Genomic DNA, 21,652 nt, shown 5'->3' on the forward strand with positions numbered 1-21,652 from the left:
CGCACACCGAACCATCGTAAGGGGATGTCATGCGCAAACGAACCGTTCCGCTCGACGCAAACGAGGCTCTCTTAGTAGAGGCTCTATCATCCGACGCGAGGTGGCTGAATGTGGACACCCTCGCAACCGTCGAAATCACGTCGGAGGATTCGGCTCATCCCATCGAATCCGCCCTGCTGCCGGGGCGCGCGCCTGGGTGGCGCGCCGCCGGTCCAGGAGAACAGACCATACGGCTTCTCTTTGACCTGCCTCAACGACTGTGCCATATCCACATGCAGTTTTCGGAAACCGGCCGGGAACGCACGCAGGAATACGTCCTCCGCTGGTCGCCGGACCATGGGCGCTCGTACCGTGAAATCGTGCGGCAGCAGTGGAATTTTCATCCGCATGGCTCAACCATCGAAACGGAAGACCATCGCGTCGAGCTTCAGGATGTCACGATACTCGAACTGAATATCGTTCCGGACATCGCCGGAGGGAATGCCGTCGCGTCCCTGGCACAGCTTCGGCTTGGCTAATCCTCGCCCAAGGGAAACCAACGGCATGTACCCTCGCTGCCTGCAGATGCGTTGTGCAGCGAGAAATCAGATCCGCGGCATAACACAGTCTCATTCCGATCGTCCCTCCTGCGCCGCAAGCGGAATCGTAATGACAATTCCACCCATTACGTCGCGTAGTTTGAAATCCTTTTTGGGACTGCTGGGATGTGCATTGTGACACCCGACGCAGGTCTGGGAGACGGCCTTGTCCGGATAGATTGCCTGGAAATACCGTCCGCCATCTTCGGTGATCACGCCGGTATGGGGCCGATCACTATTGACGAGGATTTCAGTAAGCCCGGTTCGCTCGAAGTCGGTGCTGGGCCGATTGCGTTTGTTGATCGCCCAGTTGCTGAGCAAACGGACGCGAATCCCATTTCGCTCCCCGCGCATAAGGAGCGCAGATTCCATCAGAAACTGCGCCGGCAATGGCAGCGTTCCCTGCGCTCTCCAATTCTCCGACGCGACGACCGTTCCCCTCATCTGCATCCGTTCAACAACGTCGGTCGTATAAAACGTGCGGTCAGCTTGAATCGCACTATGCACATAATCGGCGGCGATCTCGGCTGGAATACACTCATGCGACTCTCCTCCCCTGCCCATGGCAGGCGCGATCCATTGACCGAACAACCACGCTGAAAGCGCTCCGACCATGACTCCCGCCCCGAAGCCTTTACGGCCCATAGCATTCCTCCTTTCACCGTTGGGTCAGTGCCGACGGTCGACATGATATTTATTAATTGCCCGAGCAACTTGTGCCCGTTGTAGGCCTTGTCTCAAGCATACGCCCGGCTATCGAACAAATCGAGGCGCACATATACGCGTGGATCCAATAATCCGACGTGGCCGGTGGTCTAACCCCGTGGCATATGGTAAAAGCGTAGGTATTGTCTCGGCATCGAGATGCTTCGCACCGATGACGCTCTCGCGTCGATGGATATCTTCACCCGCCTGCTTATCGACATCACCACGTCAGCGCGTGCTGTCGATAGGCACGCGCTCGCTCACCTATGGTAGTCCCGACGTCATCCCAGTGTCGCGCAGCCCTTGCCTTAAGCGCGCTTGGCATCGTGTATGGCGACATAGGAACCAGCCCGCTCTATGCATTGCGCGCGTGTTTTCATTCGAGCTTCAACCTCGCCGTCACGAAGCCCAACATTCTGGGCATCCTGTCGTTGATCGTCTGGGCGCTGGTGCTGGTGGTCACCGTCAAGTACTTGTGGTTCGTCCTCCGTGCCGATAACGAAGGCGAGGGCGGCATTTTGGCACTCTTTGCCCTCTCGCAACGGCATCGTCCGCATGCCACGTATCCGCTCCGGTTGAATCCCCTCATCTTGCTGGCTCTTGCCGGAACGGCGCTCGTGTACGGCGACGGCATCATCACGCCGGCATTGTCGGTCTTGAGCGCCGTCGAAGGTCTGGAAGTCGGAACATCGGCCTATCAAACCTACACGGTTCCCATCACCGTCGTGGTCCTGATCCTCTTGTTCGCGGCGCAACACCGGGGGACCGGCGTCATCGGCCGGTTGTTTGGTCCTATCATGGCCTCTGGTTCATGGCGCTCGCCGCCTTGGGAATTCGCGGCTTGATTGAAGCGCCGGAGGTGATGGCCGCGCTCAGTCCGCATTTTGCCGTTTCGTTCCTTTGGCATCATGGGGCGGTTGGTTTTGCCGTCCTCAGCGGGGTGTTCTTGACATTAACTGGAGCGGAAGCCTTGTATGCCGATATGGGGCACGTGGGGCGGGGGCCGATCCGCATCGGATGGTTCGGCGCTGTCTTTCCTGCTTTGCTCCTTCAATATTTCGGACAGGGCGCACTGCTCCTGCGTAATCCCGAAGCGATCGCAAACCCATTCTTCTTCCTCACGCCGGCCTGGCTCCTATTGCCGACAGTCGCTCTTGCGACTGCCGCCACGATCATCGCCTCCCAGGCCATGCTCACGGGCGCATTTTCACTCTCCCAGCAGGCAATCCAGCTCGGCCTTCTCCCGCGCATGGATATCCGGTACACGTCGCCTGAACAGATCGGACAAGTGTATATTCCCGTGGTCAACTGGCTCATGCTGGTCGGCACCCTGGCCTTGGTGGTGACCTTCGGTGCGTCTTCCAATCTCGCTTCGGCTTATGGCATTGCCGTTTCCGGCACGATGGTCATCACCACAATCATGATCACCATTGTCGCCCGGCGGCGATGGGACTGGCCGGTGGCAGGCATCAGTGCCCTGCTCGGATCGTTTCTCGTCATCGACGGAGGGTTTTTCATTGCGAATGTATTGAAAATTCCCCAAGGCGGCTGGTTGCCGGTTCTCCTCGCCTGCCTGCTGATCCTCGTAATGACAACGTGGAGTGGAGGCCGGCATCTCGTCGCACGGCACCTGTGGAACAAGATGCCTTCGTTGACCTCGTTCATCGAGCAGATCCGAGCCGATGGCGTGGCGCGGGTCAATGGCTGGGCCGTATATATGGTTTCCGCGCCGGAATATGCGCCCCCCGCTCTCCTGCAAAACGTGAGACACAATAAGGTCGTCCATGAGGACCTGGTCTTCCTCACCGTCATGACTGTCAGAGTGCCTTCGCTCCCGGTCGCCGAACAGATCCATGTCGAGATATTAGGCACTCACGTCTTTCGCATAACGGTCCGCCACGGCTTCATGCAGCCGCCGGACATTCCCAAAGTGCTGCCAAATTGCGCGGCGGTCGGCGTCTCCATTCCGCTCGCTGAGGCCACGTTTTTCTTGAGCCGCATCAATGCCCTGGCCACTCCCAGACCCGGGATGGCCATTTGGCGCGAGCGGCTCTTCATGTTCTTGGAGAAGATCTCCCAACGCGCCAGTTCATATTTTCATCTCCCCGCCGACCAGGTCGTGGAAATCGGGATCGTTGTGGAAATCTAACGGCTTCAAGCCGATCGGACAGCCCGGTGGCGAACACGCATGGACTCCGCGATCCCCAGAACGTACAATGGGCCGCGCACCGGCAATCCCTAAAAAGCATTCCCCTGGAGTCTGAGAGATGACGAACCTTCGTGCCTATACCGTGACCGTATTGTTGGACGTGAACGACGTGCAGGATGTCGATGACCGGGCGGAAAGCCGATCCTATATCGTGGCAGATCGCGAAAGTGGGAACGCCGCCATTATCGACGCGGTCATCGAGAACGTGGAGCGGGATTTAACAATCGTGGCCGAATTGGGATTGACGTTGGTTTTTGCAATGGAAACTCACATCCATGCGGACCATATTACCGGTGCGTCATTGATCCGTGACCGCACGGGAGCCCGTATCGTCTATGGCGGCGGCGCCGAAGGTGCGGTCAAAGGCGCCGACCTGTTTCTTCATGACGGCCGTCAACTCGGCCTGGGGCATACGGCCCTGCAGGCCCTTGCAACGCCGGGCCACACCGACGGATGCACCAGCTATTTTCTACCGGGCGCGGTTTTCACCGGTGACACGATGTTCATCCGGGGCAACGGCCGCACAGACCTCCAGGGCGGATCACCGGAGAAGCTCTACCGATCCGTCCGGAATAAGCTGTTCACACTTCCTGACGAGACGACCGTCTATCCCGGTCACGATTATCACGGCAGAGTCTCCTCGACGATCGGCGAAGAGAAACGATTCAATGAGCGTTTAAATCTGTCGGTGACGGAAGAGGCCTTCGTCAATCTGATGAAGGCCAGGCAAGTTCCGCCCCCAGCCAAAATGGCCGTGGCCATCCCCGCCAATATGCATGCCGGCCGTGTCATGGCGCAGGAATGAAAAGGCCGAGGGCGTCATGTCCCCGGGGACATGACGCCCTCAAACTCGTGGTGGCAAGCCTACCTGGTCGAACCCATCGCGGTTGTCTTCACCTGACCGTCACGCGCCTTTGATTGCATGTGTTCCATGCGTGATGGCCCCTCCCGCTCTCAACGCCGCAGCGACCAGCACCGTTTCAGCCATTTCCTGATCCGACGCCCGCGCCTCTCTTGCCCTCGTCGAATGAAGCTCGATGCAATAGGGGCATTGAGTCGTGAGCGCCACGGCCACGGCCATCAACTCTTTGTACTTGACAGGAATCACTCCGTCCGCAAGCGCCGCCTTGTCGAACCTCACGAAGGCTTGCATGGCCTCGGGAGCGTTGATCTCAATGTTTTTCATTTTCGCAAGATTCTTCATGTCGTACATGACTACCTCCCGGGCATTACATTATTGGTGAATTTCCATGTACGGTCTGCAAACTCTCACGCTCGCATGCCGATGACCTCAAGATATTCTGCATAGACCGTCGTACTATCCTGGCTTCCTCTGTTGTGAGAGGACCAGAGGGTCTCCAGTTCCTGTCGCAAGTGTGTCTGCCCTTCGACATTCAGACCCGCAAACGCCCGACTCATAGGCCCATAATAGAGACGGAAGAATTCCACCACCTCTGACGGCGGAAACGGATAGTCGAACATGTACTGGCGCTTGACCAGATTCAGACGGCTCAACCCGTCGCCGAAACGTTCACGGACCGTGGTCTCGTCCCCCCACAAGACCGGCGAAGGCATCCCGGAGGGCGCGATAAATTTCGAGATGGTCTTGAACATCCGGCCGACAAAACCCTCCGGAGTCCAGTTCGCCATGGCGATGGTGCCTCCGGACCTGCACACGCGCAGCAACTCCTTCGCCACGCGGTCAGGACGGGGCGCAAACATGGCGCCGATCAGGCTCGTCACCAGGTCAAAACTTGCATCCTCATAGGGCAAGGCTTCCGCATCGGCTTCTTCGAAGCGGACGTGCAGGCCTTCGGCCTGCGCACGGGTCCTGGCACGGGCGATCAAGTTGCCGGCAATGTCCACACCGGTAACTTCGAGCCCGTGTCTGGCAGCGATCAGCGCGAGCTGGCCTGAACCGCATCCCACGTCCAGCAGCCGGCATCCCGATGGAGCGTTCAGGCGATCATAGAACTCCCGGGCTCCGCCTTCCATATAGCGCGAAAAGCGGTCATAGTCCCCTGCCATCCATGTCTGTTGTAGACGGCTCTTAAGCTTGTCCAGTTCGGGAACAACGAGATCGGTGATCATCCTCTCCTCCTTGGTTGGTGTGAGCAGCCCGTCCGAATCCTGCCGCCATCCGGCATACCCGCACTCTACACGCCTTAAAGGACCATGCCTTTATCCGAGCGTCTGGTTCTCTTGACCAGGGCGTGGTAGGCTGCACCTCGTTTGCCCAAAAGTCCGGATAACTTTGCCGCCATTCCGGCCCCGGTGAACAACATGGATGTCTTGTCCGAAGTGTTGAAAGCCGTAAAACTCGACGGCGCGATGTTTTACAACGCCGAGTTCTCCGCGCCCTGGTGTTTTCGATCTCCGGCCTCGCGAATCGTCGCTCCCTATTTTGCATCAGGCTCTGCACACATCATCATCTATCACCTGTTGACGGAAGGCTCAGGCTACGCCCATATCGAGGGCGACGAGCGGAAGGTTCGGCTCGATGCAGGGGACCTCGTCATCTTTCCTCACGGGGATCCGCATGTGATGGGAAACGGCCCATCCGTTCAGGCGGTCGACAGCGAACAGGAGCTGCAGCGGATCCTGTCACAGGGGTTGAACGTGTCTCGCATGGGCGGCGGCGGAGCGCTCACGAAATTCATCTGCGGATACATGGCGTGCGAACCTGAACTCAGCAGCATTTTCCTCGGCGGGCTGCCTCCGGTGTTTAAGATTCCCATCCGGAACGATCCTTCGGGTCTCTGGCTGGAACAGTCGCTCCGGTATTCCGTGGACCATGCAGGCGCCTCGGCGCCTGGCGGTGCGGCCATGCTCGCCAAACTATCCGAGCTGTTATTCATCGAAACGCTCCGGCGATATATTTCATCGCTCCCGCCGGAACAATCGGGGTGGCTTGCAGGCGTGCGGGATCCGGAAGTAGGTAAAGCATTGGCCCTGCTGCATCGTCATCCGGCTCGTCCCTGGACGATCGCCTCCCTTGGAACTGAGGTCGGCATGTCACGCTCAGTCCTTGCCGAACGGTTCCGCCGGTACCTCTCTGAAACTCCGATGGCCTACCTCACCCGTTGGCGCCTTCAACTGGGCGCACAGATGCTCGGATCCACCAGCCGGAGCGTGATGCAGATCGCGGCCGAAGTCGGCTACGAATCCGAAGCATCTTTCAATCGGGCCTTCAAACGGGAGTTCGGCCTTCCGCCGGCGAAATTCCGTACCAAAGCCAGAACGACCATGAAAATCGGGGCCCATGCAGCGAAGGGCGCCTTCGTCCAACCCGGACATGACGACTTGTCGAATCAGCGGCCTGTACAATCTCTCCCTGCTTGACGAGATCGCTTGGATCATAAGCATGATCATCCGCCGGATGGCTTTTTTTTGCGAAATCAGTATTTCGCCGACGTGTCGATGCGCCGAATCCATCGGATGCCGCGACGTCCCGAAGACCGCCTGTGAATCGAGCGCCTATCGCACAACGTGCCAAACGCGAGCGGAAGCAGCCGGCCGATCGATCATGAAGAGGGAGAACAGAAATGTCCACTAGGGAAAAGGCCAACCAGATCATCGACCTGCTCGGACTTGCGCCTCATCCGACCTGTGGATTTGTCGCCGAAACCTATCGAAGCAGCCGGCGAATTCCTTCTGCCGTCCTGCCGCCGGAATATGAGGGCGATCGTCCGCTCGCCTCGGTGCTCTACTTCATGGTCACGACCCAGACGCCGATCCGCCTGCACCGCATTCGATCCGACCAGATGTACCATCACTATCTCGGAGCGCCGCTGGAAGTCCTTCTCCTCTATCCGGAGGGAACCGGGGAGGTCAGGATCGTCGGACCCGATTTGGCCATGGGCATGCGGCCGCAACTGCTGATCCCGGGCGGGACCTACCACATATCCCGCATCCGCGCAGCGGACTCGTTCGCCTTGCTCGGAACCACCGAGTGGCCTGGATTCGAAAACCCCGATGTCGAGTTGGGCGATCCGCAAACACTCATGATGGAATATCCGGCTTTTCGCCGTCTCATTGAAGAGTTTATCGGGTCACCTGCAGGCGGGTGACGACTTCTCCCCTGATTCGGAAGACGTGGAGCAGTTCCCCGCTGAATACAGGACTGCGACCTTTCAAAGTAAAAGCATGAAAACCTGTTTTATCATTTTTAATTGCATGACCACCCTCGACTTCGTCGGCGTCTACGATGCCCTGACCCGGCTGAAATCGAACAACCTCATGCCGGAGTTTGCATGGGACATTTGCTCGTTCACCACGGAGGTCGCAGATCGTCACGGGCTTCGTCTGCTCCCGCAGTGTGTGAACAATTCCCTGGCAGACTATGACATGCTGATTGTTCCTGGAGGCGTGGACACTCGCACGCTCCAGCGTGACAGCCGGTTTCTCGATTGGCTCCGCACCTCGCAACCCGTGCCGCTCAAAGCGTCGATCTGCACCGGCTCGCTCTTGCTTGGGGCGGCGGGCTTCTTGAGGAACAAACGAGCCACAACACATCGAATCGCCTTCGAGGAGTTGAAACCGTACTGCAGGACTGTCGTCGACGATCGGATCGTCGACGAAGGAGAAGTCATTACGGCCCGCGGTGTCACCTCCGCGATCGATCTCGGGCTCTATCTGGTTGAACGGCTTGCCGGTGCGGCTGCTCGGAAGCATATTGCCAGACAAATGGATTACCCAATGGACGAGACGAATCTGAAATCACAAAGCAGCACGGGGTAGGAAATCTTCGATTTCCACTCTCCTTCCAGTCAAGAGAGACAGCCGCGGTTTGGAAATTACTTGAGGACGCCGACATGGTCGTGATCATCGACGATTCCACTACCCGGCTTCCGCGCAACGATTGTGCTGCGAAGCAATCCTTGAAACGGCACAGCGCCTGCCCTCCGTGCCCATATCCAGTTCACGCATGAACTCACACCGGCACCTGTCCCTTGCCGATCTCGTATTGGCATCCTCATATCTTGACTGATGCCCTCCTGTTGCATAACGTATGGAACTTTTTGCCGCTGGTCCGGTACGGACCGCATGATAATCTCATAATATGCAAGGGGGAATAGCGTATGCGGTTTATCAAGGTTAAGGATGAGGAACGTGCAGGAGAGGTGGCGATCAATCTCGATCTTGTCCGTGAAGCCCATTATGGTGGGGGCTTGCTGCACCTCTACTTCGAGCATAGTTCCAGCGCACAGGATGATATGACATTCACCGGCGACAATGCTCAAAAAATCTGGGCGGCTATGGGATGATGTTACGGAGGCCCGTGGTCACGAAACGATGGACGACGCGCTGAGGACAAGACGAATGTCGAGAAACTGATGACCAACGATCGTGTCAACCTGCGAGACATCGCCCGCCGTGCCATGGCAGAGCGGGATTTGTTCCCCGATTTTTCCTCTGCGGCAATTGCCGAACTCGCCCGCATACATGCACCCGCGGATCAGACGCCGAACACACGTGACTTACGGAAGTGGCTCTGGGCCTCTATCGATAATGACGACTCGCGCGATCTTGATCAATTGACCGTAGCCGAGCAGCGCCGGGACGGCTCGGTGACGGTGATGGTTGCCGTCGCCGACGTCGATGCACTGGTCGCCAAGGATTCGGCGCTGGATGCGCATGCCGGACACAACACCACCTCGGTGTACACGTCGGGCGGCATCTTCCCCATGCTTCCGGAAAAACTTTCGACCGACTTTACATCGCTCAATGAGGGGCAGGATCGTCAGGCGATCGTCGTCGAACTCCTCGTCGCCCAAGACGGTTCGGTGACTGCATCCACGTTGTTTCAAGCGCTGGTGCGCAACCATGCGAAGCTGACCTATGACGGCGTCTCCGCATGGCTGACGGGTACGGCGCCGGCACCAGACGCCGTGATGGCCGTGTCGGGTCTCGATGCGCAACTTCGTTTACAGGACCAAGCGGCACAGCGGCTGAAAACGAGACGACACCAGCAGGGGGCGTTGAGCTTGGAGACGATCGAATCCCGAGCCGTCTTTGACGGTGACGTCCTGACGCGTCTCAGAGTCGAAGAAAAGAACCGGGCCAAGCAATTGATCGAAGATTTCATGATCGCGGCGAATCAAGCAACCGCCGGATACCTTCGGCACATGGGAATTCCATCGTTCCGACGTATCCTGCATTCACCGGAACGGTGGGAGCGGATCATGGAGATGGCGGCACGCTGGGGCGAGCGCCTGCCGCCGGAACCGGACGCCCGCGCGCTGGAAGCGTTCCTGACAAAACGCCGGCAAGCCGATCCGGTCAGATTCCCCGACTTGTCCTTGGCCGTCGTAAAACTGATCGGCCGGGGCGAATATGTGCTGGACGAATCATGTGACGGCGCTCCCGAGCACTTCGGACTCGCGGTCAAAGGGTATACGCACTCGACGGCTCCAAACCGCCGCTATCCGGACCTTGTCACCCAGAGGCTGATCAAATCCGCTCTGGCACCGACGTCACCTCCGTATCGAATCGATGAATTACGGTATCTGGCCGCACATTGTACGGAAAAGGAAGACGATGCCGAGCGCGTCGAACGTCAGCTGAGAAAATCCGCAGCCGCATTGCTGCTGGGCTCACAGATCGGACATCAGTTCGATGCGATTGTGACAGGATCCTCTGACAAAGGAACCTGGGTTCGTTTGCTGGACCCTCCGGTGGAAGGGAAACTCATCACTGGAGGTCTTGGATTAGATGTGGGAGATACCGTGCACGTAAAGCTCGTCAGCACGGATGTCGAACGCGGCCATATCGATTTTTCGAGAGTGCCCTACTGACTCCGCACATCGGCTCACCAAAAGGTGGGGCAGCTCAGACAGCACGGGCAGCCTGCGCAGGAAGCGGAGACTGCCCGTATTGCGGCGCTTAGGACGCCTGATGCTTTCGAACGGGTGTGTTGTTGACCCGTGCGGATAACGGGTGTGTGGCAACTCGTCAGGGGAAATTCACATAGTCCCAGGTGCTTGCGTTCCTCACTCCGGCCTTGGCTCTCCACTGCAGCGCTCTCTGCGATGAGATCCCTTTCGCGGGAAAACGGGAGCGGATGGAGATCCGGTCAGCGTGACTGACGAGGTACCCGCCCGTGACTCGGCGGGCCGTCGTGGTCCGGTGGATTCAGGTCTTCCATTTCCACCTCCTCTTTTGTACGAGCGATCAACACAATCACTCGTATTGATAGTTCGTTTGTACTCCCGCTGTAATGCCTAGTCAATAAAGTTAATGCGGAATTTTTTGTGGCTGTGATTCGGCATAACTCATGCCACACAAATATGAAAACCGTCCGGCGTTAATACTTATCAATCCACCTCTGCGAGGTCAGAATCTGGATCTATTTCGACAGATCAGCAGATGCAGGCCTGATGTTAAGCAGTCTTGTGATCAGAGGAATAGGAGGTCCTTGCAGGAGTACCGATGTGACCGCGATGAAAAAGACCAGGTCAAAAATAGAATCGGCTTGCTTGACCCCGGCCAGAAGGGGAAACGTTGCCAGGACAATCGGCACCGCCCCCCTCAGTCCTACCCAGGCGACTAGAGTTTTCTGACGGAAGTCCAAGCGCGATAGCGCAAGGGCCACATACACACTGACAGGACGAGCAATGACGATCAGGTACAGGGACATAAGGAGCCCGACCCAAGCGATCGGGACCAGTCTGGAAGGAAACACTTGCAACCCAAGGATCAAGAACATGGTGATCTGCATCATCCAGGCCAACTCATCGTGGAATCTCACGATGCGAGGCTGATACGTGAAGGGTTTGCGTCTCAAAACCAATCCCGCGAGGTACACGGCCAGAAACCCGCTCCCATGCATGATGGCGGTGAGACCATACGTGAGCAGCGCGAGTGCAACCGACAATACCGGGTAGATACCTTCCAGTTCCAATTCCAATGTATTGAGCACTCGCCGGATGACTTCCCCCATGACTATGCCGATCACCGACCCGACCGCCATCTGCATGGTGAAAAAGAGCGCTAACTCGCTGACCGAAGTCGCGGGGTTCGTCAAGAGCTGAATGATGGCGAGCGTGAGCACGACAGCCATCGGATCGTTGCTGCCGGATTCGAATTCAAGCAAATGCGGCAGTGATCCAGGCAGCTTTGCATTTCTGGCCTTGAGAACCATGAACACGGCCGCCGCATCCGTCGATGACACAATCGCGCCAAGGAGAAGTCCTTCGAGAAAAGAAAACTCATGCACCCAAGAGACAAACGCTCCGACCAAAACGGCCGTCAACAGAACTCCGATGGTAGATAAGGCAAGCCCATCCCATAGTATGGGTCGAACCCAGCGCCATTCCGTATCCAACCCGCCGGAGAACAAGATGAGGACGAGCGCAATGACCCCCAGCGTTTGAACCATAGCCGGATTGTCAAAATAAATTCCGCCCAACCCGTCCGACCCGGCCAACATCCCGATGCCAAGAAAGAGGACAAGTGACGGAATGCCCAGGCGGTTTGAGAGTTTGATCGTCAGGATGCTGAGGATGACGAGCCCGGAATAGACGATAAACAGAAGATCGATGGTAGATGACATTGATCGTGATGCAGAGAAGCTCTCATAAGCACGAGTCGATCCAACGAGCTGATTCTATAGCACAAGCCACCGTGGCAAGCTAGATGCAGCTCGACATGTCATATCGTTGTTTTCTACCTACCAGAAAATTCTCCTCTTCAGTCTATTTATTGTGAAGTCTTTCAATAATGAGCGAATCCGCTCCCTGGGCACCGTGCGAAAATCTATAGATCCCCAGCTATCAGTCGCTGTGCAAAATTCTCACCAGATTAGTCCCTAGGTGAAATGGCGCGTCCGACGTGGCCAAAAATGACCCGCGCGCGTTGTTAACGCGATGCGGGAATATCGGCGCAAGTTTTGCACCTTAAATTTTCTTTTTCTGAAGAAGATTGCCGATCGATGCACGTTGAATTTGATCAATTCGATGCGGACAAGTTTTCCTTTCACGACCATCAAGTTTTGGTGATCGATAATTTTTGGTCGGCCGCCGAGCGTAAATTTTTTCAACGAGCCATGCTCGAAGCGTCATGGAAGGCCCTTCATGATAGTCCTCAACTCCGTGCAACGTTCCCCAATTGCGGGAATTGGCTCAAAGCAGACATCGCCCGCTCTGAGGGCACCGTTCTTCTCAATCGCGTGGGCCTCTCCTGTATCAGGCGTTATATCGAATCGTTTCCTGGCATTGTGGGGCGCCATCTGAATTTCAATTATTACTCCTACGGCGCCGGAGACTGTCTTCTCACGCACGATGACGTGGTACGAGACCACCAGGAGGGCGAACCCATCAATTATGCCGACCCCTTGCGACGACTCGCCCTCGTCACCTACCTCCACGATGAGTGGCAACCTGACTGGGGGGGGGAGTTAATTATCTATGACATGGCGCAGGGACGACGATCCCAATCCGATCTTTCAATTACCCATTGCATTGCGCCGAAACCCGGCGCACTCGTCTTGTTCACAGTTCCAAGATATCACCGAGTCTGCCGGGTCGACGCCGTCAGCGGTACATCTAAACGTCTCTCAATCGCCGGCTGGTTCATGACCGAGCATCAACCTGAAACCTTCGCGTCTCCACATGAATCCCATACGCATATCGATGCTCCGTTGAGAGCCGGTGAAGCGAGCCCCTACAGAACATAACTTCATGTTTAACTTTCTGTATATGTTTTTAGAACATTGCTTTTCCCAATCTTGAGCTCTCGGTCATCAAGCGATAAAATCCGAAATTTGCCTCTTGAATATTCTCCGGTCGGCTGGATAGTATAGGGTCAACCTTACCGGGTGGGATTGGTGTCGGAAGACCTTTCCTGATTTATTGACTCTCAAGCAGACTTTCCAGTGGCCTACCGATTCATCATCACTGTCTCAGTTCTATTCTCGACTTTGACTCTCTTCGCCTGCGCCGGGTCGGAACCGTCCCCTGAAAAAGCCGGGACGCTGAAACCTCATGCCGACTCGGAGCTGTCCGTGAACGACATCCGAAAAGCGGCAAACGCCGGCAATGCGGACGCGCGAAATAAGCTTGGCATTCTCTACAGTGAAGGCCGGGGCGTCGGTCAAAGTTACGTGCAGGCCAAGCAGTGGTTTGAAAAGGCGGCTGAACAGGGGCATGCAGGGGCTCAGGTGAATCTCGGAACCTTATATCTTCACGGTCTGGGAGCTCCTCAGAGCGATCAAATGGCGCTTGTATGGTTCCGTCAGGCAGCCAAACAGGGAGACTCTCTGGCTTTCGCAAAATTGGGACTCATGTTCACCCAGGGACGCGGCGTGGCCCAGGATTATGTTCAAGCCCACATGTGGTACAACCTCTCCGCCGCGCATGGAGAACGGCGAGCGGCGGAGTCCAGAGACAATCTGGCCAAGCAGATGACGCCCACTCAGGTGGCGGAAGCTCAAAAGCTCGCGCAGGAATTCGAACAGAAAGCCCCGCGAAGTCTTCAATAGTCTCTCCTCTCTCTTAACAATCGATTGTCCCATACGCGCGACGCATGTTCTTCGCCGCTCAGCTCTGACCATCGGCAATTATTCCCCTCTATCAACCGAACAAACGCGTCCGATTCCATCGGCACTCGTAACCACTTTCGTCGGCTAAAGAGCATTGACGCGGGGGCGAGGGAATGATTCACCGAAGAAATAAAGCGGGCGAACGTTTCAGGCAAGTCCACTCACTACTTCTTCGTAATAGGAACGCAGAATCGCTATGCGCGAGTGGTGGAAAATCACCAATTGGCGTTGGTCGAACGTATTTGAACAATAGACATAGCAGAGATCCTCCGCCGTCCCGAATTCGACGTGCACTTGGCGTCCATCCGGTTCCTGTCGAGTGGTCTCGCATTTAACTGTTCGACCCCGCAGGCCCTCCCATGCTTGTTGAGCGGAGGGGAAGTGATTCTCGTACAGTGGCACATCGTCCTGGGCAGGCTGCATTCTGATGTTGTCAAAGTCGAGGCGACGGCCTTCATCCGGTTCAGGCTGCTCGTCCCATGGGATCTCCGCCGTCTTCCCATTCATCACGACATACAGCGGTCCATCATCGGCTACTTCCTCAATCAGTCGATAGCGAATCAACTCCGGCTGCTCCAACAACGACAATCCACGTGAGGCCATTGCCCGCTGAAGGGGCACTCGCCTGGTGAGCTGCCGGCTTTTCTCAAACAGAATCAGCCGGCCAGGGGTGTTGAGACGTGCGCGAAACTGGTCAAGCCGCGGACCAAGCCCTGTGCGTTCTTCGAATTCACGTTGCAGCACTCCCGGAACCCGCTCAAACGTCGTCCAGTCACGACTGGGCACCCCCGTATCCTGTTCGGCCTGGAGCAGAGCATGACTCGCTACGATCAGGTCGAATGAGCCCACCGTCGATTCAGGACAAAGATCGAGACAGACAAACTGCACATTCTTCAGGCCCCTCTCCAGGGCAGCCTCGTTGGCACGATCGATGGATGCAGACGAGCGATCAATCCCGGTGAACATGATGTCTGGAAATCCGCTCGCATAAAACGTCGTCAAAATCCCCACACCGCACCCGAAATCCAAAACGGTCTTGGCCTCTCCGATGCGAGATGCGACCCGTGGACCGACGGCCGCGAAATAATCATACCGTTGACTGTAGATCACAGGCAGGAGGCGCGGGGCGGCGGTCGCATCGTAGAAGGCAATTTCATCGGCCGGAGACCCCGACCGCTTGCGCTCGATACGCCGATGCAGATCCTGGATATCGTCGGGAGCAAGGGTCTGCCGCTGCCATTCAAAATACTCTGCATCCGAGTCGAACCGTCTGAGACCCCAGGATGCGAGATGCGACCGAAGCGCCTCTTTTGATATGGAACGCTCCACGGCAAATTCGATGTTGGCTGGAATGGAATCCACCGAGCACACGGCGCAAGGCCGGTGCGTTGATCGACGGGAATGCTGAAACGGCCTGTAAACCGTTACGGCCGCTTCAGCATGATGGCGTCGAAATACGTTTCGGGAACGGGATGTGGGAGACGGAGCTGACCGTTACCGAACACCACATATTTTTCACAGGTCAATTGTTCGAGACCGATCGGCCCTTTCGCGTGAATTCTGGAGCCGCTGAGGCCGATATCCGCGCCGAACCCGAAACTGTCTCCGGCATTCAGCCGTGACGAAGCATTGACCATCACGGTTGCGGCGTCCACCTCACGCGTGAATCGCATGGCGGACTCATAACTGGTCGTGGCAATTGTCGCCGTCATGCAGGGCCCATGGTCGGCGATATGCCTCAAGGCCTCGTCGAGATCTGCAACCATTTTGACCGCGAGTATTCTGGACTGGAACTGCATCCTCCAATCGTCTTCGGATGCGGGCTTGATGGATGTATGCCCGCTCATCGCCATCTGTCCCATTAAGGCAATGGTCTTATGGCATCCGCGAACCTCGATCTTGAACTCGTTGAGCAGACGATTGATGAGCGCCGCCAAGAACTGTCTTGCCACCACCTGCTGTACCAGCAGAGTGTCCAATGAGTTCGCCGAACCGGCTTGTTGCGCCTTCGAATTGATCGTGATGTTTTGCGCCATGGGAATGTCGGTATCGGCATCGACGTAGAGATGCGACAAGCCGCTGTCATGACACAACACCGGCATCCTCGCGACATCCATGACTGCTTTGCGCAACCCGGCGCCGCCGCGGGGAATAATCGCATCCAAGGCCTTTCCCGATCGGATGAGTTCGACGGCCACATCCTTTTCCTGCCGTTCGATGAGAGCCCAACAGTCCGCCGGGAGTCCGCCGGTCTCCGCCTCTTCCCGTAATCCCTTGCCGATCGCTTGAAAGGTCAGATTCCATTCCGGAGCGCCGCGGAAGACGCTGACATTTCCGGACTTCACACACATTCCTATCGATTCCACCATCACCAGCGGCTTCATTTCGGAAATGATGCCGATCACTCCGATCGGCACGCGCACCCGGCTGACTTGCAGTCCGTCGGGTCGCTCGCGGCGGGAGGTGACGGTCCCGACGGGATCGGGCTGGTCAGCAATCACCCGAAGGCGCTCCACCATTTCCTTCACGTCATCCGAACTCACCCGCACCCGAGCCACCGCAGCCTTCAGAACATTCTTGTCCGGCTCCGACGCGAGCATCTTGCCCAACGCATCGACGTCTTTTTCATTTTCGCCGAGTATCCGGTTCTCATCCTTCTCGAGCCGGGCAGCCATCGCATGCAGGACCTTCTCCTTAACAGGTCCGGTTACTAGAGCCATAGAATGAACTTTTTTTCTGCACTCTTTCAATAACTTATCTAGATAAATCTTAACTGGAACTTCAGGCATTTTATGTTTCCTTTCCGCTGTCATCCGGATGAGGGTGAGCACTATAGCATGCGGTTTTTCCGGGGGTAAAGCGCGAGGAGGGCGTCACATCAGCCCTGCGAGGATGGGGAGATTGCCAACTCTCTGTTCAGTCGTAATGCCTCCTCGCGTTTGGCCAGTTTCAACGCGAGCCATGCCCAGAAGCAAGCAGCTGGAACCATGGCCCATGCGATCTGGCCGGTCGTCGCCCCCAACGCCTTCACCCCGCTAACCAGCCAACCGGTCGTGGCATCTCCTCCACGCGAGACGGCGGTATCGATGAAATTTTTCGCCTTGTATTTCTCCTCTCGACTGACGACGGTGAAAAGAACTTCGCGAGCCGGTTTGGCGATGGCATATTCCCCAACTCGTCGAACGACGGTGAACAGGACATACAGGACCAACAGCGGCACGAATCCGATAATGCCGAACCCGACCGCACTTGCCAGCGGAAGCATGACCAACGCCGAAGCGAGCCCGAACCGACGGATGAGCTGGCCCGTCACGAACACTTGAGTGAGAAACGTGATCGAATTGACGGCGAAATCCATGGTCGCAAACAACCTCGTCCTCGCTTCCGATGAGGCGACCTGCTCGCTGACCAGTTTCGTCTGTTCCAGATAGAGGAAAGTGGCTGTCGTCGTCAGGAGAAACAGGTATGCGCAGATGCCCAGAAGATACCTTGAACGAAATACAAGTCCGATGCCAGCAAGCATGTGGCCGCCGACGGGTTCTCCTCGAGAACCAGATGGAGCGCCCGCACGTGACCGCGACCATAGTTCGAGCCGGTGGATGCAGATCATGCATGCCCCAAGGCACCCGGCGGAAACGAGCATGAGAAACGGAATGGGAATGAGATAGGTCAATCCGGTGGTCAACAGCGGCCCGGTCATGGCTCCCGTGCTCCCTCCGGCCGCAATCAGCCCGAATAGCCTCGTCCCCTGTTCCGGAGTGAACAAGTCGGCCATGAAGCTCCAGAACACCGACACGACGAACAGATTGAATACGGAGAGCCAGACAAAGAACGCGCGAGCGACCCACTCTGGTCCTATGTGATTCATCATCACCAGAAAGAACCCGACGAGATTGACACCGAAGAACGCATACACGAGTAGAAACAGCCGGTAGCGCGGGATGCGGGCCGACAAGAACCCGAACCACGGCGTAACGAGCGTCAAGGTGACGAAGGTGGCCGTCATCATCCACGGAAGATGCTGCACACCTCCCTGCACCGCCATTTCGTCACGCACTGGCCGCAGGATGTAATAGCCGCACAGGAGAAAGAAAAAATAGAGGAAGGCCCAGATCAGAGGAAGGACTTCGTCGCTCTCGGCGCCGGTATTGGACTGGATCGCGCGGCTGAATCGGGACATCCGCCACGCATCCTGCCCATCCACCCTTTTCTGTGCAAGGGAAATATTTGCTACAATGCCGCCCAGGAGGGTCTATGACGGCCGAAGAAGCACGCGCATACTACAATTATCTGATGACACTCTGCATCCGGCGCGAAGAGTCATTCGGTCCGTTGGCGTTGACGTTTTTACGGGACCCCCGGTTCGATCACTATCCGCTGACACCGGAAGAACGATTCAATTTGTACATGGCGACGTCGGAAGTCTTCGCTCCCGAACCCAAGCGCTATACCGCAAGACTCGAGTGCCTGAACAAGGCGCACGATCTCCTGAGCCAGACCACCTTTTTCGATCCGGCTTTTGCCCGCCAGTTACAATATGACATTCGAAAAACGTCGGCGGACCTCGAAATCTACAATCAGGCGATGAAAGTGCCGAGGCCGCAAGGTCTCACCGTTCAGCGTCTGACCGTAGAGACGGAGGCGCCGGAATATTTTCTCGACCTTGCCCAGCAACGGGCTGCCGCCTATTATCAAAAGAAGTACCGCATGCCGACCGAATCGAAAACGGCCCAGCACTTCGGTGGGACACCCAAGAAGTTCGAACCGGAGAATCCGACGATCCATAAGGAATTTCCCGGAGCCTGCGCGCCGTTCATGGCGGCCCGCACCAACGCATTCCACTTTCTGCTCCCGTTCGACTTGAAGATCAGCCGAACGCCCGAGGAGCCGCTTGAGGCCGGCATACGGATCTTCTATGCGAAAATCGGCTACTCCTATCCGCTGCGCTATGAAATGGGGAGGTTGTGCGGATATCAGGACGGCCAGATGCTGGACATTGCATTGGACGACCCCAACCTGTTCTTCGTGTCCGTGTCCCCGCTGAGGGAGTCCTCGTTCCGGTTCATCCCGCCGGACACGGCTCCTGACGTCCCTGCCGAATTGGCCTATCCCTTGTCGGTGCTGAACACGGTCGGCTCGCTCGGACCGTTTATACAGGTCAGCTGCAAATTCAAAGTCTGGTTCGACGCCTCTGCAGTGTCCCTCCTCATCCAGGGGGCACCGGATCTCGCCGAGTATGGATTGCAAGGCGCATCGGGGCTCATGACCCGCTCTTACGCATCCGATCGCGTCGAGGCGTATGCCGAGTCTTCCCGCCATCCTTGGCAAGAGGGACTGAGCTACAATTTCGTCAATTTACATCTGGGACTGTTGCCTGGAATACAGTCTGCGGTCATTCCCTTCAACACGCCGATTTTCAGCCTCTACCCGGTGCTGAGCCGGCACGCCTACAGTCTGGAACCAAAACCGGAATGATCGATCTGCGCAGCGACACCGTCACCAAGCCGTCGGCCGCCATGCGGAAAGCCATGGCGCAAGCCGAGGTGGGGGACGATGTGTACGGTGAAGATCCGACCGTCAATCGGCTTCAGGACCTCGTGGCTTCGCTCTTAGGAAAAAAGGCTGCGTTGTTCGTACCGTCCGGCACCATGGCCAATCAATTGGCCATTCGCATTCAAACCCAGCCTGGTCAGGAAGTCGTGGCGGAAAGCAGGGCTCACATCGTGCGATACGAACAGGGAGCTGCGGGCGCGCTGGCGGGTGTTCAGCTGCACTGGGTCGCGGGAGAACGCGGGATCATCACCGCGGAGCAGGTACAGCAGGCTGTGCGCCCCAAAGATCCACATACGATCCAAACGGCGCTCATCTGTCTGGAAAATACTCACAATAGCGGAGGCGGGACGATCTATCCGCTGGCCACGATCGAACGGATTCGTAGCGTCGCCGGCAAGGCCGGTGTCCCAATGCACCTGGATGGGGCCCGCCTGTTCAACGCGGTGACGGCCACCACGCTGCCTCCGGCTTCATACGCACAGCATTTCGACACGGTCTCGGTATGCCTTTCAAAGGGACTTGGCGCTCCGGCCGGTTCGCTGTTGATCATGAACGATCTCGGACTCCTCGAGAAGGCCAGACGTTGCCGTCGCATGTATGGGGGGGCCATGCGGCAAGCCGGTATTCTGGCGGCGGCAGGGCTCTATGCGCTGGAGCATCACATCGGACGGCTGAAGGAAGACCACGACAATGCAAAACGCCTGGCAAGAAAACTCCAACAATTATCGTCCGTGACCGTCAATCCCCAGCACGTGGAAACCAACATCGTGATCTTCGATGTCGTCGGGCATCGGCTCGCACCTGGCGCGATCGTCGATGCGCTCAAACAGGAAGGCGTCCTCGTCAACACGATTGGAGGCACGAGTTTTCGCGCCGTCACGCATCTGGACGTATCCACTGCGGCCGTCGACCGGGCATACGAGGTCTTCGCCCGCGTGCTCGGATAGCCCTCCGCGCATTGACACCTCCTCCCCCCAAATCTAGAATGCGGAAGAGGCTGAACTTTTTATGACGCTGCATGCCGTGTCGTTTACTCAGATCAACCGGATCCTCGAACTGACCGATTCGCTTGGTTTGAGCCGGGAATGGGTGGAGATTCCTCTCTCCCCGGAAAGCCCAGGGATTGTCCGGCGTCTTCCCAACGGGAAGCTCGAAATCATCGTAGACGCCGATCAACCCTTCGACGCATGGCTCGACGCGCTCCCCAGAGAGATTCAACTGGTACAAGGATCGTAATAATGGACACCGGATCATCTCAAACGCTTCCCACCCGCGAGGAACTCCAGGCCGAATTGCTGGAGGTGCCCGAACCGCCGGAGCAGCCCGGCCCCGTCAATGAACCGGGCTTCGAGGACGTGCTTGCCGTGGCGCTCAAGCACGTCAAGGGTCGCCGCGGCGGCGATCTCGTCAGCGTGATGCTCGTCGGGTCAGCCGCCAGACGGGCACTCACTGCGCACAGCGATATCGATTTGATCGCTCTGGTGAAAGGAACCGCAGACGCCCATGAGATCGTACGGGTGGCAGAACGCCTGGCCGATATCAGATATTACGGATACGTCGATATCGAGGAAGAACTTCCCTACTCCGCACGCCTACCTTCGCTGCTGCGTAAAGCGCGGATCCTGTATGATCACGAAGCCATCGGCGCTAAACTGATCGAGCGCGCCAATCAGCGGTTTCGGCAGGGCCCTCCCCCCGCCAACATGAACGAACAGATCAGGATCAAGGCCCAATGTCTGCATTGGCTGGGGAAAGCGCAGGACATGGCCGATAAACCCTCCGCCGCCAACTACCTCCTGACGCTGTTTTTCGACGAGTATGTCAATGCGTTCTTCCGATTGAAAGGACTGTGGTTGACCGCGCCCGTCGACATACCCCGGTTCATGGCGTCACGGGATGCGACGTTGGGCGAGATGGCCGGACGTTTTCTGGCTGCCACGACGCTGCCTGAGCGGCTCAACTTCAGCCGTGATCTGACCGATTTACTGTTCAAGGACGTTCCGAACCCCGCGAGAATCGACTGAGGAATCGATGACGTACGGTAGTGCAGACAGGATCCGACGCGCG

General features: G+C 57.1%; 20 protein-coding genes and 1 pseudogene. 14 read left to right on the plus strand and 7 right to left on the minus strand.

Annotated features, from left to right (window positions below):
* Window positions 1-29 precede the first annotated feature (29 nt).
* Window positions 30-518: a hypothetical protein gene (locus W02_RS04675; protein WP_197742139.1), complete on the plus strand. Its 489-nt coding sequence runs from the start codon at window positions 30-32 to the stop codon at window positions 516-518.
* 90 nt (window positions 519-608) lie between these two features.
* Here W02_RS04675 and W02_RS04680 read toward each other — a convergent pair whose 3' ends face one another.
* Entirely contained in the window at window positions 609-1,223 is a 615-nt protein-coding gene (locus tag W02_RS04680; protein ID WP_173045272.1) for a DUF3365 domain-containing protein, read from the minus strand.
* A 326-nt stretch (window positions 1,224-1,549) separates the two neighbouring features.
* Between W02_RS04680 and W02_RS04685 the strand changes: the two are divergent.
* Window positions 1,550-3,432, plus strand: a pseudogene (locus W02_RS04685) (potassium transporter Kup).
* A gap of 118 nt (window positions 3,433-3,550) precedes the next feature.
* Complete coding sequence (locus W02_RS04690; protein WP_173045274.1) at window positions 3,551-4,297, plus strand: MBL fold metallo-hydrolase; 747 nt, start codon at window positions 3,551-3,553, stop codon at window positions 4,295-4,297.
* A gap of 99 nt (window positions 4,298-4,396) precedes the next feature.
* On the opposite strand, the gene W02_RS04695 is transcribed toward W02_RS04690, so the two are convergent.
* A complete protein-coding gene (locus tag W02_RS04695; RefSeq protein WP_173045277.1) occupies window positions 4,397-4,705 on the minus strand; it encodes a carboxymuconolactone decarboxylase family protein in 309 nt (102 codons plus the stop codon).
* Between the two features lie 56 nt (window positions 4,706-4,761).
* Window positions 4,762-5,583: a class I SAM-dependent methyltransferase gene (locus W02_RS04700; protein ID WP_173045279.1), complete on the minus strand. Its 822-nt coding sequence runs from the start codon at window positions 5,581-5,583 to the stop codon at window positions 4,762-4,764.
* Window positions 5,584-5,775: 192 nt separating this feature from the next.
* Here W02_RS04700 and W02_RS04705 point away from each other — a divergent pair, with 192 nt between their 5' ends.
* The 5 genes from W02_RS04705 (at window position 5,776) to W02_RS04725 (ending at window position 10,289) form a co-directional block, all read left to right on the plus strand.
* Window positions 5,776-6,834 carry an AraC family transcriptional regulator gene (locus tag W02_RS04705; RefSeq protein WP_173045281.1) on the plus strand — a complete coding sequence of 353 codons (1,059 nt, stop codon included), beginning with the start codon at window positions 5,776-5,778 and terminating at the stop codon, window positions 6,832-6,834.
* Window positions 6,835-7,037: 203 nt separating this feature from the next.
* A complete protein-coding gene (locus W02_RS04710) occupies window positions 7,038-7,562 on the plus strand; it encodes a cupin domain-containing protein (protein WP_173045283.1) in 525 nt (174 codons plus the stop codon).
* Window positions 7,563-7,638: 76 nt separating this feature from the next.
* On the plus strand, window positions 7,639-8,232 hold the full coding sequence (locus tag W02_RS04715; RefSeq protein WP_173045285.1) for a DJ-1/PfpI family protein: 594 nt from the start codon (window positions 7,639-7,641) through the stop codon (window positions 8,230-8,232).
* Between the two features lie 341 nt (window positions 8,233-8,573).
* Window positions 8,574-8,759: a hypothetical protein gene (locus W02_RS04720; protein WP_173045287.1), complete on the plus strand. Its 186-nt coding sequence runs from the start codon at window positions 8,574-8,576 to the stop codon at window positions 8,757-8,759.
* 69 nt (window positions 8,760-8,828) lie between these two features.
* A complete protein-coding gene (locus W02_RS04725; RefSeq protein WP_173045289.1) occupies window positions 8,829-10,289 on the plus strand; it encodes an RNB domain-containing ribonuclease in 1,461 nt (486 codons plus the stop codon).
* A 551-nt stretch (window positions 10,290-10,840) separates the two neighbouring features.
* Here W02_RS04725 and W02_RS04730 read toward each other — a convergent pair.
* Window positions 10,841-12,046, minus strand: a complete 1,206-nt coding sequence (locus W02_RS04730) for a potassium/proton antiporter (RefSeq protein WP_173045291.1) — start codon at window positions 12,044-12,046, stop codon at window positions 10,841-10,843.
* Between the two features lie 378 nt (window positions 12,047-12,424).
* On the opposite strand from W02_RS04730, the gene W02_RS04735 reads away from it, so the two are divergent.
* Together W02_RS04735 and W02_RS04740 are read left to right on the plus strand one after the other, a co-directional pair.
* Window positions 12,425-13,168 carry a 2OG-Fe(II) oxygenase family protein gene (locus W02_RS04735; protein ID WP_173045293.1) on the plus strand — a complete coding sequence of 248 codons (744 nt, stop codon included), beginning with the start codon at window positions 12,425-12,427 and terminating at the stop codon, window positions 13,166-13,168.
* 198 nt (window positions 13,169-13,366) lie between these two features.
* Window positions 13,367-13,972, plus strand: a complete 606-nt coding sequence (locus W02_RS04740; RefSeq protein ID WP_173045295.1) for a tetratricopeptide repeat protein — start codon at window positions 13,367-13,369, stop codon at window positions 13,970-13,972.
* Between the two features lie 207 nt (window positions 13,973-14,179).
* On the opposite strand, the gene W02_RS04745 is transcribed toward W02_RS04740, so the two are convergent.
* The 3 genes from W02_RS04745 to W02_RS04755 form a co-directional block, all read right to left on the minus strand.
* Window positions 14,180-15,394 carry a class I SAM-dependent methyltransferase gene (locus tag W02_RS04745; protein ID WP_173045297.1) on the minus strand — a complete coding sequence of 405 codons (1,215 nt, stop codon included), beginning with the start codon at window positions 15,392-15,394 and terminating at the stop codon, window positions 14,180-14,182.
* Between the two features lie 62 nt (window positions 15,395-15,456).
* The gene (locus W02_RS04750; protein ID WP_370467976.1) at window positions 15,457-16,845 is read right to left on the minus strand and encodes a glutamate-5-semialdehyde dehydrogenase; all 1,389 of its coding nucleotides are present in this window, start codon (window positions 16,843-16,845) and stop codon (window positions 15,457-15,459) included.
* Window positions 16,846-16,910: 65 nt separating this feature from the next.
* Window positions 16,911-18,212 (minus strand): NTP/NDP exchange transporter, encoded by a 1,302-nt coding sequence (locus W02_RS04755; RefSeq protein ID WP_173045301.1) that lies wholly within the window; start codon window positions 18,210-18,212, stop codon window positions 16,911-16,913.
* 74 nt (window positions 18,213-18,286) lie between these two features.
* Between W02_RS04755 and W02_RS04760 the strand changes: the two genes are divergently transcribed.
* From W02_RS04760 to W02_RS04775, 4 genes are all read left to right on the plus strand, one after another.
* Entirely contained in the window at window positions 18,287-19,507 is a 1,221-nt protein-coding gene (locus W02_RS04760) for a hypothetical protein (RefSeq protein ID WP_173045303.1), read from the plus strand.
* Entirely contained in the window at window positions 19,504-20,532 is a 1,029-nt protein-coding gene (locus tag W02_RS04765) for a low specificity L-threonine aldolase (RefSeq protein WP_173045305.1), read from the plus strand. The genes W02_RS04760 and W02_RS04765 overlap by 4 nt, the downstream gene beginning before the upstream one ends.
* 61 nt (window positions 20,533-20,593) lie before the next feature.
* Window positions 20,594-20,821, plus strand: a complete 228-nt coding sequence (locus W02_RS04770) for a hypothetical protein (protein WP_173045308.1) — start codon at window positions 20,594-20,596, stop codon at window positions 20,819-20,821.
* Window positions 20,822-20,823: 2 nt separating this feature from the next.
* Window positions 20,824-21,609 carry a nucleotidyltransferase domain-containing protein gene (locus W02_RS04775; protein ID WP_173045310.1) on the plus strand — a complete coding sequence of 262 codons (786 nt, stop codon included), beginning with the start codon at window positions 20,824-20,826 and terminating at the stop codon, window positions 21,607-21,609.
* The last annotated feature ends 43 nt before the right edge of the window (window positions 21,610-21,652 follow it).

The sequence above is a fragment of the Nitrospira sp. KM1 genome (assembly GCF_011405515.1).
In the GTDB taxonomy this organism is placed as follows: Bacteria; Nitrospirota; Nitrospiria; order Nitrospirales; family Nitrospiraceae; genus Nitrospira_C.

Bases quoted from the DNA above. Each gene is read 5' to 3' on its own strand.
- W02_RS04775 (WP_173045310.1), top strand. From the start codon at position 20,824: ATGGACACCGGATCATCTCAAACGCTTCCCACCCGCGAGGAACTCCAG.
- W02_RS04675 (WP_197742139.1), top strand. From the start codon at position 30: ATGCGCAAACGAACCGTTCCGCTCGACGCAAACGAGGCTCTCTTAGTA.
- W02_RS04700 (WP_173045279.1), bottom strand. From the start codon at position 5,583: ATGATCACCGATCTCGTTGTTCCCGAACTGGACAAGCTTAAGAGCCGT.
- W02_RS04680 (WP_173045272.1), bottom strand. From the start codon at position 1,223: ATGGGCCGTAAAGGCTTCGGGGCGGGAGTCATGGTCGGAGCGCTTTCA.
- W02_RS04715 (WP_173045285.1), top strand. From the start codon at position 7,639: ATGAAAACCTGTTTTATCATTTTTAATTGCATGACCACCCTCGACTTC.
- W02_RS04695 (WP_173045277.1), bottom strand. From the start codon at position 4,705: ATGTACGACATGAAGAATCTTGCGAAAATGAAAAACATTGAGATCAAC.
- W02_RS04690 (WP_173045274.1), top strand. From the start codon at position 3,551: ATGACGAACCTTCGTGCCTATACCGTGACCGTATTGTTGGACGTGAAC.
- W02_RS04760 (WP_173045303.1), top strand. From the start codon at position 18,287: ATGACGGCCGAAGAAGCACGCGCATACTACAATTATCTGATGACACTC.
- W02_RS04705 (WP_173045281.1), top strand. From the start codon at position 5,776: ATGGATGTCTTGTCCGAAGTGTTGAAAGCCGTAAAACTCGACGGCGCG.
- W02_RS04765 (WP_173045305.1), top strand. From the start codon at position 19,504: ATGATCGATCTGCGCAGCGACACCGTCACCAAGCCGTCGGCCGCCATG.
- W02_RS04755 (WP_173045301.1), bottom strand. From the start codon at position 18,212: ATGTCCCGATTCAGCCGCGCGATCCAGTCCAATACCGGCGCCGAGAGC.
- W02_RS04725 (WP_173045289.1), top strand. From the start codon at position 8,829: ATGACCAACGATCGTGTCAACCTGCGAGACATCGCCCGCCGTGCCATG.
- W02_RS04710 (WP_173045283.1), top strand. From the start codon at position 7,038: ATGTCCACTAGGGAAAAGGCCAACCAGATCATCGACCTGCTCGGACTT.
- W02_RS04770 (WP_173045308.1), top strand. From the start codon at position 20,594: ATGACGCTGCATGCCGTGTCGTTTACTCAGATCAACCGGATCCTCGAA.
- W02_RS04730 (WP_173045291.1), bottom strand. From the start codon at position 12,046: ATGTCATCTACCATCGATCTTCTGTTTATCGTCTATTCCGGGCTCGTC.
- W02_RS04750 (WP_370467976.1), bottom strand. From the start codon at position 16,845: ATGACAGCGGAAAGGAAACATAAAATGCCTGAAGTTCCAGTTAAGATT.
- W02_RS04735 (WP_173045293.1), top strand. From the start codon at position 12,425: ATGCACGTTGAATTTGATCAATTCGATGCGGACAAGTTTTCCTTTCAC.
- W02_RS04720 (WP_173045287.1), top strand. From the start codon at position 8,574: ATGCGGTTTATCAAGGTTAAGGATGAGGAACGTGCAGGAGAGGTGGCG.